Below are 11,487 nucleotides of genomic sequence, written 5' to 3'. Positions count from 1 at the left end.
TTTTCTCAAATCACATTTTAGGCAAAAAAAATAAGCCTTTCGGCTATTTTTTATTCGTCATCTTCATCTTCAGCAGCAGTGTAAACATTTTGAACATCGTCATTATCTTCTAGAGCATCAATCATACGCTCAAATTGTTCTTGTTTTTCTTCTGGAACTGCCATTTTATTTTGTGGAATCATTGTCAATTCAGAATTTGCCAATTCATATCCAGCAGATTCTAAAGCATCACGAACATCTGTAAATTCTTTTGCACCTGTATAGATTTCAAATGCGTCATCACTTGTTTGTAAGTCTTCTGCACCTGCATCCATGATTTCAAGCAACAAATCATCTTCTTCAACATCTGTTGTTGAACGATCAATTACCAGGTAACCCTTACGATCAAACATGTAAGCAACTGAGCCTGGTTCTCCTAAAGTTCCACCGTTACGTGAGAAGTTTAAACGAACAGATGTCGCTGTACGGTTTTTGTTATCTGTCAATGTTTCAACAAATACTGCAACACCACCTGGGCCGTATCCTTCGTAGGTTACTTCATCGTAACTTTCACCGTCGCCACCTTGTGCTTTTTTAATGGCACGTTGAATATTATCTTTAGGCATGTTAGCTGAACGGGCTTTATCCATTACCAGACGTAGTGCTGGATTATTTGTTGGATCTATATCACCATTACGAGCTGCCATGTAAATTTCTTTTGAAAGTTTTTGGAAAATTTTTCCACGTTTAGCATCTTGTGCATTCTTACGACCTTGAATGTTATGCCATTTTGAATGTCCTGACATGTTGTATCCCTCTTTCAGAATAATAGATTTAACCTATCCTAGGATAGCAAAAGATTAGTTTAAGAGCAAGACCATAAACAATATATTTGTCAAAAATTTAAAAATCGTGTATATTATATTAATGTTTTGAATTTTGTGGTTCGAAACCATCCCACATAAAAAAACTAGGAGTGACTATATTATGAATCAAAACGTCGTTAGTCTAACTAAGACAGCGCTTGTAACAGCAATTTACCTTGCATTGGGGTTTTTATTTCAACCAGTTTCCTTTGGTCCGCTTCAATTTAGAGTTGCGGAAATAACTAACCCTATCGCTGTTTTTAATAAAAGATACGTATGGGGAATTACCATCGGTTGCTTTTTATTCAACCTCATTTCAAGCCCTAATGCCCTTATCGATATGGGAATAGGGACAGCCAACACTTTAGTAATGACGGGTGTCAGTTATTTAATTGCTAAAAAAATCAAAAATTACTGGACTAAATTGCTAATCACTCCTTTTATCGGAGCTATCAGCATGTTCATGATTGCGGCTGAATTATATTGGTTTGCAAGCGCACCTTTTTGGATTACTTATGGTACTTTAATGGTAACACAGTTTGCTATGATGTTAATTGGTGCAGTATTATTTGGAATTATTGAAGAGAAAACACATTTTTTCAGAAATGAAAATAAAACCAATTCATAAATAACTAATACAAAAAAGCAAAGCACTCTTTCAAGAGGCTTTGCTTTTTTTATTATTCAACAGTTACTGATTTAGCTAAGTTACGAGGTTGGTCAACGTCATGTCCGCGGTTTAAACTTGTATAGTAAGCAATTAGTTGAGCGGGAATAACGCTCAATAGCGGTGTTAATAGCGTATCTACATCAGGTAAAATAATACCATCATTTTCATTTGCGACACGCTTCATAGAGATTGTAAATACCTCTGCTCCACGAGATAGCACTTCTTGAAGATTACTTCTAGTATGACCAGCACTTAACTTATCTGTGATAAATCCAATAACAGGCGTTCCTTCTTCAATCAAAGCTATTGTTCCATGCTTTAATTCACCAGCAGCGAATCCTTCAGTATGGATATATGAAATTTCTTTTAATTTCAATGCTGCTTCAAGTGCCACATTATAATCAATTCCACGACCAATATAAAAAGCATTGTCGGCATCAGTCAAAATACGGCGGCTCATATCATCTAACAACTGCTTTTCATCTACAATTTCTTGCATCCCATTAGCAACTAAAGCTAATTGTGTTTGTAAATCAAATTGTTTGCCACTTTCGTAGTTAGATTTTTCGCTTAATGCTTTAGCTAAAACAGCTTGTACAGCAATCTGCGCAGTATATGCTTTAGTAGAAGCAACTGAAATCTCAGGTCCTGCATGAAGTAACATTGTATAAGTTGCTTCACGAGATAAGGTTGAACGGTCAACGTTTGTGATTGTTAAACTTGGATGACCTTTTTTATTCACTTCAGACAATACTTGACGACTATCAGCAGTTTCACCAGATTGAGATAAGAAAATAAAGAATGGCTTTCTAGATAAAATCGGTGGATAGTAACCAAACTCACTAGCAACATGGACTTCAACTGGAATACCAGCTAATTTTTCAATAATTTTTTGTCCAACAAGTCCTGCATGATAACTTGTTCCTGCAGCAACAATATAGATTCGATCGCTATCTAAAATGCTATTGACAATATTTTCATCTACTTCTACTTCCCCTTTTGAAGAGAAATACTCTTGACTAATTCTTCTCATTACAGAAGGTTGTTCGTCAATTTCTTTTAACATAAAGTGAGGATAAGTCCCTTTTGAAGCTGCTTCTGAATCAACAGATAAGTGATACGAATCACGTTTAACTTCTTGATTATTTTCATTGAATATTTGGTAATCATCTTGGGTTAAAATCACTACTTCGCCATCGTTTAACTCAACGAAATCCTTAGTTTGATCAAGCATTGCCATAGCATCACTTGTCACCACATTAAACCCTTGAGCAAGTCCCAGTAACAATGGACTTTTTCTTTTGGCAACATATAACGTTTCTGGGTTTTGGCGGTCCACTAATAAAAAGGCATATGAACCATCAATTAAGTGAAGAACTTTTTGAAAGGCCGTAAAAGTATCTAGACCTTCATCGACAACGAAGCGATCCACTAATTGTACGACAACTTCAGTATCGGTTTGACTATGAAACTTGACATCGGCTAAGTAGTCATCTCTTAATTCTTGATAGTTATTAATTACACCATTATGAACTAAATAAAAACGATCATCATTTGATAGATGTGGATGAGCATTTTCAATAGTTGGAATACCATGTGTAGCCCAACGTGTGTGCCCAATTCCAATAGATCCCTTTACTTCAGGTGTGATTTTATTTTTTAATTCTTTAATTTTTCCAGTTGCTTTAACTAAAAAATCTTGATTATTTTGATTATTAACGTAAATACCAGCTGAATCATAGCCTCGGTATTCTAATTTAGTTAAGCCATTAACTAAAATGTCTGTGGCGTTTTCATTCCCAACGACTCCCACGATTCCACACATACTATTGAACTCCTCTATGAATTGGTATATATCGATTATACCAGTTATTTTTGTTTTTTATACTTGTTAAAAGTACGTTACAATGACAATTGTAGTTATTGTGTAATTAAAAGTCAACAAATTATTTCATAATTGGTATAGATTAAATAAAATTTAAATAAAAAAGAACTAGCATTTCGCTAGTTCTTTTTATAGTCCAATTTGGTCTTCGACAACATCTACAATTCGATCTACATAACTATGTACTAATTCTTCTGTTGGCGCTTCTGCCATTACACGAAGTAAAGACTCTGTCCCGCTAGGACGAACAAGAACACGCCCGTTTGAACCCATTTCTGATTCAACTTCGGCAATAATTGCTTGAATTTTATCATTACCTTTCCAAGCGTTTTTATCTGTAACTTTCACATTAACTAGTTTTTGTGGGTAAATTTTCACTGGTGCAGCTAATTCACTTAAACTCTTTCCCGTTGCTTTCATTACATAAAGTAATTGTAAACCAGTTAACATTCCATCACCTGTATTATGGTAATCAAATAAGACAACATGACCTGATTGTTCACCACCAATGTTATAACCATGTTCTCTAATTTCTTCAACAACATGACGATCACCAACAGCGGTTTTTACATAATCAATATCTAATTCATCAAAAGCTTTGTATAAGCCAATGTTACTCATTACTGTTGTGACAACAGTATCTTTTTTAAGACGACCACGCTCTTTCATAAATGCAGCAATAATGTACATGATTTTGTCTCCATCGACCAAATCACCATTTTCATCAACTGCAATACAGCGATCGCCATCACCATCAAAAGCTAGCCCAGCTTGCGCTTTGTTTTCTAAAACAGATTCTTTTAATAATTCTGGATGAGTTGATCCGGCATTCTTATTAATGTTAATTCCGTCTGGACTGGCGTTGATTGCGATAAAGTCAGCATCAACGTCAGCAAATAAACGATTGACCAAAGCACTTGTTGAACCATTAGCACCATCAACAACAACTTTTAACCCATCCAAATCTTCTGGAATAGTTTGTTCAATAAATTGTAAGTATTTTGCTGCACCTTCAGGATAATCTTCTAAATGACCCAATTTTTCTGCTGAGGGTCTTGGTAAGTCATCTACAGGGTTTTCTAAGTACTCTTCGATTTCAGCTTCTGTATCGTCTGACAACTTATACCCATCACCGCCAAAGAACTTGATTCCATTATCTTGAGCTGGATTATGAGAAGCCGAAATCATGATTCCGGCATCTGCTCCTTGAACTTTAACAAGATAAGCAACAGCTGGTGTTGTAACAACACCTAATTCTAAAACTTCAATCCCGACAGATAAAAGACCCGAAATTAATGCGTACTGAAGCATCTCCCCTGATATTCTAGTATCACGACCTACTAAAACTTTTGGACGTTCTGTTCCCTCGGCTTTATGTTTTGTTAAAACATAACCTCCGGCTCTTCCTAATTTAAAGGCTAGTTCAGGTGTTAGTTCTTTATTAGCAACACCTCGTACACCATCTGTTCCAAAATATTTAGTCATTGATTTAACAACCTTTCTTTTTTATGCCTTGGCATTCAATTATGATTCTTTATTTGTTGGATTTATTTTAATGTGAGTAGTATCTGGAGTTACTCCCATGATACCTGTCGGTAATTCAATTTTCAAATCCTGCTCTGTAACATCTTTAACATTCGCAACATCTACTGAAACATTAACCTCATCTAATCCATCTAATACTGCTTGAGGTGCAAATACTTTAACTTTTGAATTGTTTGAAGTCACCTCATAATTGAGTTTATCAGATGGATTCTTCAAGTTAAATTTTAAATTTACTTCTTTGCTTGGTAAATTAATGGGTAATTGAACATGCGTAGTTTCCGGATTTAACACCACATTGACTTGATTGCCATTAGCATCAAGAGCTTGTAACATAACTTGTTGTTCAACTGTCTCTTTGACATTTGGTGGCAAATTCAAGTGTGCTTCAATTCGTGAAATCTTAGCAATTTCAGATTGAGGTCCCGTCACGCTTACAGTATCTGGAGAAAGCTGGGGAATCCCAATATTGTAACCTGATGCAATGCTTGCTTTATTAAAAGATGGTTGAATTGGCAATGTCACCGCACCTCTTGGCTGAATGTTCACTGTAATCGTCTCGGGTGATATTTTTGTTGTGATTTGATTATTGATGCCTGATTGTTGTAACTTCACTTGATGTGTTCCTACACCTAATGAACTTAAATCTGCAAATACTTTAAAATTGTTGTTATTTAGTAACACAGTCACAACAGCAGCAGGACCATCTAAATTTATATTAACTTTTTCCGGATAACCTGTTACAAAATATTTATCAGAGTCAAATTCAAGTTCCAATGGCACACTTGCTGAGCGCATTGTATTAGCAACCTGCGAATTTTCAGCGATATTTTTTGAAATCCCCAGATTATTATCATGAACGTAAAAGTAAAGGCCCACAGCAAATAACAATGCTAATATCTTGTAAATAATTGGTCTATTTAAAAACTTGCGCATTATTTATTTGACCCCCATTTCCAAAAACGATCAATTACACGGTCCCACCAAGATGTTTTAATATCTGTTTCTGGAACAAACTGTGCTCTTAAATACTTTAAATAATCTTCGCGAGTCAAATCAACCATCAATTGGCTATTTCTAGTAATTGTTACGCCACCAGTCTCTTCAGAAACGACAATGGTAATTGCATCTGTCACTTCTGATATCCCTACTGCTGCTCGATGTCTTGTCCCTAATTTTTTAGGAATAATATTACTATCTGATAGTGGTAAATAAGCAGCAGCTACAGCCAGTTTACCGTCTTTAACAATAACAGCTCCATCATGAAGTGGTGTGTTTGGAATGAAAATATTAATCAATAATTCACCTGTAATATCAGCATCTAATGGGATACCTGTCTCAATATAATCATCAAGTCCTGTATTTTGCTGAATACTAATCAACGCACCAATACGTCTTTTTGACATATATTGAATCGATTTGTCTAATTCTTTCACAAATTTTTCGCCCGTTTTTTGAGCCATTTGAGAACGAGAGCCTAAAATAGGTGTTCGACCAATGTGCTCTAATCCACGTCTGATTTCAGGTTGGAAAATAATAATAATCCCGATAACTCCCCAAACCATTATTTGGTTGACAACGTAATTAACCGTGTCCAATTTAAAAATCGAACTTGCAATTTGCACAACTACAATTACGGCCAATCCTTTAACTAATTGAACAGCTTTTGTACCTTTAACCAGTGTAATTAATCGATACAAAACATACCAAACGATAAAAATATCGACTACACTTAAAAAATTGTGCCAGGTAATGATATTACCCCAATCTAAACTCACAAAAATCCCTCCATTACTATGTTTTATTATATCACGCTTTTATTTACTTTTTAATTACGGTACATTTTAAACTCTAAAAACAAATCATTGTAAGTTTGCACAGCATCTTGGCCTAAATCTTCAAATACTTCCAAGTGCTTCATCTGGTCAGCTGTTGGATAAAAAGCCAATACTGGATCTTGCGTTTTTTCTAATTCTTGTTTAGCCAACACATTAGGTGTTGAATAACCCAAGTAAACCGAATTTTTAGCAGCGTTTTCAGGTCTCATCATGAAATTCATGAAGGCATACGCAGCATCTGAATGTTGCGCTGATTTTGGAATCACAAAATTATCAACCCAAAGATTACTACCTTCTTTTGGAATCACATAATGCAAATGCTCATTATTCTTCAACATTTCTGCTGCTTCACCAGACCAAGTCACACCAATAGCTGCTTCATTTTGAATCATGTACATCTTCATTTCATCGGCCACGATTGCTTTGACATTGGGTGCTAGTTTATCCAACTTTTCTTTAGCTTGTTTTAAAAGACTATTGTCAGTTGTATTTAAGCTGTGCCCATCAGAAATTAAAGACAGCCCTATCACGTCACGGGCACTATCAACCAGCATCATGCTATGACGATAATCTACCCGCCACAAATCGGTAAATGACTGTAACTTGGCACCATCAACGTACTGATCATTATAGACGATACCTAACGTGCCATAAAAATAAGGAATCGAATAATTATTTTGACTGTCATAAGATAATCCCATGATACTTGAATCCATCTCATTTAAAAAATTAAGCTTACTTTTATCAATTGGCTGCACAAGACCATCATTTTTCATCTTTTCAACCATGTAATCAGATGGAATTGTTAGATCGTAATGATTAGACCCTTGTTTTAGCTTGGTATACATCGATTCATTACTATCAAATGTCTCATATACGACGTGATAGCCTGTTTCACTCTCAAATTCAGATATCAGCGAGGGATCAATATAGTCTCCCCAGTTATATAAGTTTAATACTTTTCCTGACTCCTTTGGTGTTTCATTCAAAGCACTGGATCCTAGCCCAAGAAGTAAACAAAAAAATAAAATAACGCCACTTAGTAGTGCTAATTTTTTCATTTTGTCACCTTCTTCTTTTGATTATTAATCTTGCGATTTTGATTATAACGGCTAAGGAAATAATAACCAATCACTAGCAATAGTGAAAATAGAAACATTAATGTACTTAGCGCATTAATTTCTAAACTAATACCACGGCGAGCTCTTGAGAAAATTTCAACAGATAAAGTCGTAAATCCTTGTCCTGTTAAAAAAAATGTTACAGCAAAATCATCTAACGAATAAGTTAACGCCATAAAAAATCCCGAAAGAATTCCTGGTGTAATTAAAGGCAAGATGATAGCTGAAAGCACCTTATACTTGCTAGCGCCCAAATCGTAAGCCGCATCAATTAATGTCGGATTAATCTCTTTTAATTTAGGTAATATCATCAAAACGACAATCGGCACACAAAAAGCGATGTGACTCAATAATACTGAGTAAAATCCTAAACTAAACCCAGCAAATGTAAATAAAATCAAGAAACTAGCCCCTATAATAACATCCGGTGAGACTAATAAAATATTGTTTAGTGACAACAAGCTATTTCTCACTGATTTTTTTTTGACTTGATGGATATAAAGCGCACCTAAAGTGCCAATCATTGTCGCAAACAGACTGGCTAAAAGCGCTAGTAATATGGTATCTAACACGATTCGGATTAATCTTGGATCATTCAAGAGTGCTTGATAGTGATCAAACGTAAAACTTTCAAAATAACTCATCGAATCACCACTTGAAAAAGAGAAATAAATCAAATAAAAAATGGGAAAGTACAAAACAATCATGACTAATGTTAAATAAATAAGTTCAAATTTCGATTTTTTCTTCATGCGTCTACCTCTCTTACTTCGATCCATTCGTTAATTTCATTGATGCAATCATAATGATCATTAATATTACACCAATAGTTGATCCCATACCCCAGTTCATTGTGGTTAAGAAATGTTGTTCAATAGCCGTTCCTAAAGTGATTACTCGATTGCCACCAATTAATCGTGTAATCATGAACAATGATAAAGTTGGAATAAAGATAGATTGGATACCTGATTTAACACCATCTAAGCTCAGTGGCCAAATCACTTTAGTGAAAGTTTGGAATCGTGTTGCACCTAAGTCATTAGCAGCATGTATGTATTCACCATTAATAGTTTTAAGAGAGTTAAAAATAGGTAAAATCATAAATGGAATCTCAATGTAAGAAGCTACGAAGATAAACGCAAAATCTGTAAAAAGCAATTGTGTTGGCCCAATACCAAAAATTCCCAAAAATTGATTAATCCAACCACTTTGACTAAACAAACCAATAAAGGCATACGCTTTCAGTAAAACATTAATCCAAGTTGGCAAAATAATTAGTAGTAAAAAGAACTGAGAATGCTTCAATTTAGTTAAAATATACGCCACAGGATAACTAATTACTAGTGTGATAACAGTTACAATTAACGCATAAATAAAAGAATTAACTGTCATTGATAAATAAGTTCCACTTGTGAAAAAACTGACAAAGTTAGCTAATGTGAGTTGACCGTCTGTTCCAATTAAAGACTGAACAACAATTAAAATTAACGGCAGAATGACAAATAAGAGTAACCAAAATAAGTATGGTAGCATAAAAAGATTTTTCCTTAATTTCATCACTACTCTCCGTATTCTTCAATTCGGTTATGAAAGTCAACTTGCGATTCCCCAATTCTCATAACATGGATATCTTCTGGATCAAAATAAACACCCACTTTTTGCCCAACCGAAACTGAATTAGTCGCATGGATAAGCCACTGATTACCATCTTCATCGACAGCATTAACTTCAAAATGATTGCCTAAAAACATTTGTGACACAATCGTTACCGTCAGCTTGCCTTCATCAACTAAAGTAATATCTAAATCTTCTGGGCGTAAAACAACGTGAACGGGTTCATTTTGCTGCATCCCTGCATCCGCGCACTCAAATGTCTTGCCAACAAATTCAACCGAATAATCAACTTTCATCACACCATCAACAATATTAGATTCCCCAATAAATTCAGCGACAAAACGGTTAACGGGTTCATCATAAATATCTGTGGCCGTTCCATTTTGAATGATTTTACCTTCATTCATAATAAAAATTTCGTCGCTCAAAGCTAAAGCTTCTTCTTGATCATGTGTTACAAAAACAAAGGTAATCCCTAAGTCTTTTTGTAAACGGCGTAATTGATATTGCATATCTTTTCGTAATTTTTTATCTAATGCTGATAGCGATTCATCTAGCAATAAGACTTTAGGCTCATTAACAATCGCACGTGCAATCGCAATACGTTGTTTTTGTCCCCCACTTAGTTCTGATATTTCACGGTCTGAATGTTGAGGTAACCTTACTTTTTCTAAGGCATTAGCAACTTTTTCTTTGATTTCTTCTTTTGGTCGCTTTTTAAGCTTTAACCCAAAAGCAATATTGTCAAAAACATTTAAATGAGGAAACAACGCATAGTCTTGAAATACAGTATTTACTTTTCGCTGGTTAGCTGGCATATCGGTAATATTTTGATTATCAAAATACAAAGCACCACTCGTAATATCACTAAATCCCGCAATAATTCTCAGTACTGTTGTTTTACCTGAACCCGAAGGACCTAAAATTGAATAGAACTTACCGCTTTCAATCTTTAAATTAAGATTCGTTAGTGCTTCAAATCCATCATCGTATCGTTTTGAAACATTTTTCATTTCTATAATAGTTGCCATCGCTATCTCCTCACTTGGCTTCATCGCCAATAATTCTAACTTCTGGCACTAGCTTAATTTGATTCTTTTTCCAAATGGTCTTTTGAACCAACTCAATTAACTCAAGATAGTCGGTTGCTGTTGCATGGTTAATATTGACGATAAAGCCGGCATGTTTCGTTGAAATTTGTGCACCGCCAATAATTTTACCTTGTAGGCCCGCCTCAATAATTAATGGACCTGTAAAGTGTCCTTCTGGCCTTTTAAAGACACTACCACAAGATGGATATTCTAGCGGTTGTTTACTTGCACGACGCTCATTGAAATCGTCCATCATTGCTCTAATGTTTGTCGCCACATCTCTTTGAAGTTCAAAGGTGGCCTCTAACACAATGTCATCGTTATCTTGTAGTAAACTGTGACGATATGAAAAATGAAGATCTGTGTTTTGGTAAGTTTTTAATTCGCCCTGGCGGGTCAAAACAGTGACCGTTTTCAAAACATCCTTGATTTCACCACCATAAGCCCCTGCATTCATAAAAACAGCGCCACCAACGCTTCCTGGAATACCTGCTGCAAATTCTAATCCACCGAGACTATGTTTATATGCTGTTTCAGAAGTCTCAATGATTTTTGCGCCGGCTTGGGCAGTAATTCGATTTCCTTTGACTTCAATTTCTTTCATTTCAGTCAAAATAAGAACTAGCCCTTTGATACCACCTTCACGAATTATAAGGTTGCTGGCATTACCAATAATTGTGATTGGTAATTTTTTATCGCTCGCAATCTGTAATAACTGTTCAATCTGTGTTATATTTTTGGGAAATGCTAAAAATTCAGCTGGACCACCTGTTTTAGTGTATGTAAATTGATTCAGCAAAATATTTTGATCAATTCGAAAACCTTGTTCTTTCAATTCTTTAATATTCATACTTCTCACACCTCTTTGCTATTCTTAATCA

Annotated in this window: 11 protein-coding genes and 1 riboswitch; of the genes, 1 reads left to right on the top strand and 10 read right to left on the bottom strand. The window is 35.1% G+C overall.

From position 1 onward, the window contains the following. Nucleotides 1–50: 50 nt before the first annotated feature. Nucleotides 51–785 (bottom strand): YebC/PmpR family DNA-binding transcriptional regulator, encoded by a 735-nt coding sequence (locus tag FC86_RS04310; protein ID WP_056974846.1) that lies wholly within the window; start codon nt 783–785, stop codon nt 51–53. A gap of 129 nt (nt 786–914) precedes the next feature. Then, nucleotides 915–959, top strand: a riboswitch (PreQ1 riboswitch). 7 nt (nt 960–966) lie between these two features. Between FC86_RS04310 and FC86_RS04305 the strand changes: the two genes are divergently transcribed. Next, entirely contained in the window at nt 967–1,473 is a 507-nt protein-coding gene (locus FC86_RS04305) for a QueT transporter family protein (RefSeq protein WP_056974845.1), read from the top strand. Nucleotides 1,474–1,525: 52 nt separating this feature from the next. Here FC86_RS04305 and glmS read toward each other — a convergent pair whose 3' ends face one another. From glmS to murB, 9 genes are all read right to left on the bottom strand, one after another. Beyond that, nucleotides 1,526–3,340, bottom strand: a complete 1,815-nt coding sequence (gene glmS / locus FC86_RS04300; protein WP_056974844.1) for a glutamine--fructose-6-phosphate transaminase (isomerizing) — start codon at nt 3,338–3,340, stop codon at nt 1,526–1,528. A gap of 189 nt (nt 3,341–3,529) precedes the next feature. After that, nucleotides 3,530–4,885 carry a phosphoglucosamine mutase gene (glmM, locus tag FC86_RS04295; RefSeq protein ID WP_056974843.1) on the bottom strand — a complete coding sequence of 452 codons (1,356 nt, stop codon included), beginning with the start codon at nt 4,883–4,885 and terminating at the stop codon, nt 3,530–3,532. Nucleotides 4,886–4,924: 39 nt separating this feature from the next. Further along, nucleotides 4,925–5,878: a CdaR family protein gene (locus FC86_RS04290; protein ID WP_056974842.1), complete on the bottom strand. Its 954-nt coding sequence runs from the start codon at nt 5,876–5,878 to the stop codon at nt 4,925–4,927. Beyond that, on the bottom strand, nt 5,878–6,720 hold the full coding sequence (cdaA, locus tag FC86_RS04285; protein ID WP_056974841.1) for a diadenylate cyclase CdaA: 843 nt from the start codon (nt 6,718–6,720) through the stop codon (nt 5,878–5,880). Before cdaA ends, FC86_RS04290 begins: the two co-directional genes overlap by 1 nt. A gap of 50 nt (nt 6,721–6,770) precedes the next feature. Further along, nucleotides 6,771–7,841 (bottom strand): ABC transporter substrate-binding protein, encoded by a 1,071-nt coding sequence (locus FC86_RS04280; RefSeq protein ID WP_056974840.1) that lies wholly within the window; start codon nt 7,839–7,841, stop codon nt 6,771–6,773. Then, the gene (locus FC86_RS04275) at nt 7,838–8,653 is read right to left on the bottom strand and encodes an ABC transporter permease (protein WP_056974839.1); all 816 of its coding nucleotides are present in this window, start codon (nt 8,651–8,653) and stop codon (nt 7,838–7,840) included. The genes FC86_RS04280 and FC86_RS04275 overlap by 4 nt, the downstream gene beginning before the upstream one ends. Before the next feature lie 13 nt (nt 8,654–8,666). Then, nucleotides 8,667–9,458 (bottom strand): ABC transporter permease, encoded by a 792-nt coding sequence (locus FC86_RS04270; protein WP_056974838.1) that lies wholly within the window; start codon nt 9,456–9,458, stop codon nt 8,667–8,669. Between the two features lie 2 nt (nt 9,459–9,460). Continuing rightward, complete coding sequence (locus FC86_RS04265; protein ID WP_056974837.1) at nt 9,461–10,546, bottom strand: ABC transporter ATP-binding protein; 1,086 nt, start codon at nt 10,544–10,546, stop codon at nt 9,461–9,463. A gap of 10 nt (nt 10,547–10,556) precedes the next feature. Further along, entirely contained in the window at nt 10,557–11,456 is a 900-nt protein-coding gene (gene murB / locus FC86_RS04260; RefSeq protein WP_056974836.1) for a UDP-N-acetylmuramate dehydrogenase, read from the bottom strand. Nucleotides 11,457–11,487 lie beyond the last annotated feature (31 nt).

The sequence above is a fragment of the Holzapfeliella floricola DSM 23037 = JCM 16512 genome (assembly GCF_001436605.1).
Lineage (GTDB): Bacteria > Bacillota > Bacilli > Lactobacillales > Lactobacillaceae > Holzapfeliella > Holzapfeliella floricola.
The sequence above is the reverse complement of the archived record's forward strand: the minus strand, read 5'-3'. Positions and strand labels throughout refer to the sequence as shown.

Excerpts from the sequence above, each read along its gene's own strand:
- FC86_RS04290 (WP_056974842.1), bottom strand. The coding sequence starts at position 5,878 with ATGCGCAAGTTTTTAAATAGACCAATTATTTACAAGATATTAGCATTG.
- glmS (WP_056974844.1), bottom strand. The coding sequence starts at position 3,340 with ATGTGTGGAATCGTGGGAGTCGTTGGGAATGAAAACGCCACAGACATT.
- FC86_RS04310 (WP_056974846.1), bottom strand. The coding sequence starts at position 785 with ATGTCAGGACATTCAAAATGGCATAACATTCAAGGTCGTAAGAATGCA.
- FC86_RS04305 (WP_056974845.1), top strand. The coding sequence starts at position 967 with ATGAATCAAAACGTCGTTAGTCTAACTAAGACAGCGCTTGTAACAGCA.
- FC86_RS04270 (WP_056974838.1), bottom strand. The coding sequence starts at position 9,458 with ATGAAATTAAGGAAAAATCTTTTTATGCTACCATACTTATTTTGGTTA.
- glmM (WP_056974843.1), bottom strand. The coding sequence starts at position 4,885 with ATGACTAAATATTTTGGAACAGATGGTGTACGAGGTGTTGCTAATAAA.
- FC86_RS04275 (WP_056974839.1), bottom strand. The coding sequence starts at position 8,653 with ATGAAGAAAAAATCGAAATTTGAACTTATTTATTTAACATTAGTCATG.
- murB (WP_056974836.1), bottom strand. The coding sequence starts at position 11,456 with ATGAATATTAAAGAATTGAAAGAACAAGGTTTTCGAATTGATCAAAAT.
- FC86_RS04265 (WP_056974837.1), bottom strand. The coding sequence starts at position 10,546 with ATGGCAACTATTATAGAAATGAAAAATGTTTCAAAACGATACGATGAT.
- FC86_RS04280 (WP_056974840.1), bottom strand. The coding sequence starts at position 7,841 with ATGAAAAAATTAGCACTACTAAGTGGCGTTATTTTATTTTTTTGTTTA.